The sequence below is a fragment of the Albidovulum sp. genome, assembly GCF_049646345.1.
Lineage (GTDB): Bacteria > Pseudomonadota > Alphaproteobacteria > Rhodobacterales > Rhodobacteraceae > Albidovulum.
The window spans coordinates 1-2,728 of sequence record NZ_JBARVQ010000487.1; the positions used below are offsets into that span (position 1 = coordinate 1).

Consider the following 2,728-nt stretch of genomic DNA (forward strand, 5'->3'; position numbering starts at 1 on the left):
ATCTACATCTGGGGCGCCTGATCCGGCACCCCTGACGGCAATGCAAAACGCGGGGGGCACTGCTCCCCGCGTTTTTACTTTGAGGACCTTATGCGCCGCTATCTTTCTGCCCTGATCCTTGGTGCCGGTGGTATCGCAATCCTGATGTCGCTCGGGCTCTGGCAGGTGCGGCGGTTGGCGTGGAAAGAGGGCGTGATCGCCGGGATCGAGGCGCGGATCGGGGATGCACCGGTAGCGCTTTCCGACATTTCCAGTCCGGATGCTGAAACCGATACGTACCGTCCGGTCATTGTCGCGGGCCGTACGTCGGGTGAGGAACTGCTTGTCCTGTCCGGCCAAAAAGACCTCGGCCCGGGTTTCCGGGTCATCGCGGTCTTTGAGGCAGAGGACGGGCGGCGCATTCTGCTGGACCGGGGATTCATCCCGGAATCGGGTCGCGCCATGCCCCGGGACGGTGTGAACCTCAGCGTGACGGGTAACCTGCTCTGGCCCGACGATGCCGACAGCTTTACGCCGCCGCCTGATGCCAAAACCGGCCTCTGGTTTGCCCGCGATGTGGCGGCGATGTCTGAAAGCGTCAAAACCTTGCCGGTTCTTGTCGTGGTCCGGACGGAAGAGGGGGATGCGCAGGGTATCGTCCCGGTGCCGGTCGATACGTCGCATATCCCCAATGACCATCTCGGCTACGCGATCACCTGGTTTTCGCTGGCGGCGGTCTGGGCGGGGATGACAGCGTTTCTGCTCTGGCGTATCAGGCAGCGGAAGAATTGAGGAACTGACATGCGCTATATCTCGACGCGGGGCGCGGCCCCGGCCCTTAGCTTCGGCGAGGCGATGCTGACAGGGCTTGCACGCGACGGCGGGCTTTATGTGCCCGAGACGATCCCGACCCTTACCGCAGACGAGATCAGGGCGCTTGGCGGGCTGAGCTATGAAGAGGCCGCGTTCCGGGTGATGCGTCCCTTCGTCGGCGATGCGTTCAGCGATGATGAGTTCCGCAGCGCTATTGCGAAAGCCTATGCAGGCTTCGGCCACACCGCCCGCGCGCCGCTCGTCCAGCTTGCGCCGAACCATTTCCTGCTGGAACTGTTCCACGGCCCCACGCTCGCGTTCAAGGACTTCGCGATGCAACTGATCGGTCAGCTGTTCCAGATCGCGCTCAAGCGGGAAGGCCGGCGGGTGACCATCGTTGGCGCGACATCGGGCGACACAGGCTCGGCCGCGATCGAGGCGTTCCGGGGCCTCGACAATGTCGATGTCTTCATCCTTTTCCCCGAAGGTCGGGTGTCAGAGGTGCAGCGCCGTCAGATGACGACGCCCGCCGAAAGCAATGTCCATGCGCTGGCGCTGAAAGGCGATTTCGACGATTGCCAGGCGCGGCTGAAGGACATGTTCAACCATTTCGAATTCCGCGACGCAGTCGGGCTTGCCGGTGTCAACTCGATCAACTGGGCGCGGGTTCTGGCGCAGGTCGTCTATTACTTCACCTCGGCCGTGTCGCTGGGCGCGCCGGACCGGAAGGTCAGCTTTACCGTGCCCACCGGCAATTTCGGCGACATCTTCGCGGGCTACATCGCCAAACGCATGGGCCTGCCCATCGACCAGCTGGTGATCGCGACCAATCAGAACGACATCCTGCACCGCTGCCTGACGACTGGGCGGTATGAGATGGATGGGGTGAAACCTTCGATCTCACCTTCGATGGATATCCAGATTTCCTCGAACTTCGAACGGGCGCTGTTCGATGCCTATGGCCGTGATGGCAAGGCCGTTGCGCAGTTGATGGAGGAGATGAAGGCGCAAGGTGGCTTCACCGTCAGTCAGGGTGCCCTTCAGGCGCTGCGTGACCTTTTCGTCTCGGGCCGGGTGTCCGAGGAGGGAACGCTTGCCACCATTTCCCGGATGCACAAGGCGGCGGGAGAGCTGCTTTGCCCGCACAGCGCCATTGGTGTCGCGGTGGCCGAGGGCAACCGGGCCGAAGAGGTGCCGATGATCACGCTGGCCACGGCGCATCCGGCGAAATTCCCTGATGCGGTGGAACAGGCGAGCGGCATCCGCCCGGCGCTGCCCGAACGTATGGGTGATCTTTTCTCTCGCCCGGAACGTGTTACATCTGTGCCGAATGACCTCGCCGCGCTTGAGGCGCTGGTCCATGAAAGGCGAAAAGTTTGACGATCAGACTGACCACATTGCCGAACGGGTTGCGCATCGTCACCGAACGGATGCCGGGGCTTGCCTCGGCATCCATCGGTGTCTGGCTGACAGCGGGCGGGCGGCACGAACGGCTGGAACAGAACGGCATCGCGCATTTCCTTGAGCACATGGCGTTCAAGGGGACGGCCCGGCGCACGGCCCTGCAGATCGCCGAGGAAATCGAGGATGTGGGCGGCTATATCAACGCCTATACCAGCCGTGAGATGACGGCCTATTACGCAAGGGTGCTAGAGGCCGATGTGCCGCTCGCGCTCGACGTGATTTCGGACATCGTGTTGAACCCGGTCTTTGATGAAAAGGAAATCGAGACCGAGCGGCACGTGATCCTGCAGGAAATCGGCCAGTCGCTCGACACGCCCGACGATATCATCTTTGACTGGCTGCAAGAGGCAGCTTTCCCGGATCAGGCCCTGGGGCGCACGATCCTTGGCCCCGCCGAACGGGTGTCCACCTTCGGGCGCGGCGATCTGACCGGGTTTGTGGGGGAGCATTACGGGCCGGATCAGATGATCCT

General features: G+C 62.6%; 3 protein-coding genes. All 3 read left to right on the plus strand.

From position 1 onward, the window contains the following. Window positions 1–90 precede the first annotated feature (90 nt). On the plus strand, window positions 91–771 hold the full coding sequence (locus WBB85_RS12215) for an SURF1 family protein (RefSeq protein WP_432638886.1): 681 nt from the start codon (window positions 91–93) through the stop codon (window positions 769–771). 9 nt (window positions 772–780) lie between these two features. Next, entirely contained in the window at window positions 781–2,172 is a 1,392-nt protein-coding gene (thrC, locus tag WBB85_RS12220; protein WP_432638887.1) for a threonine synthase, read from the plus strand. Continuing rightward, window positions 2,169–2,728: M16 family metallopeptidase (locus tag WBB85_RS12225; RefSeq protein WP_432638888.1), on the plus strand; the 560-nt coding region annotated here is incomplete at its 3' end. The genes thrC and WBB85_RS12225, both read left to right, overlap by 4 nt.

Bases quoted from the DNA above. Each gene is read 5' to 3' on its own strand.
- thrC (WP_432638887.1), top strand. From the start codon at position 781: ATGCGCTATATCTCGACGCGGGGCGCGGCCCCGGCCCTTAGCTTCGGC.
- WBB85_RS12215 (WP_432638886.1), top strand. From the start codon at position 91: ATGCGCCGCTATCTTTCTGCCCTGATCCTTGGTGCCGGTGGTATCGCA.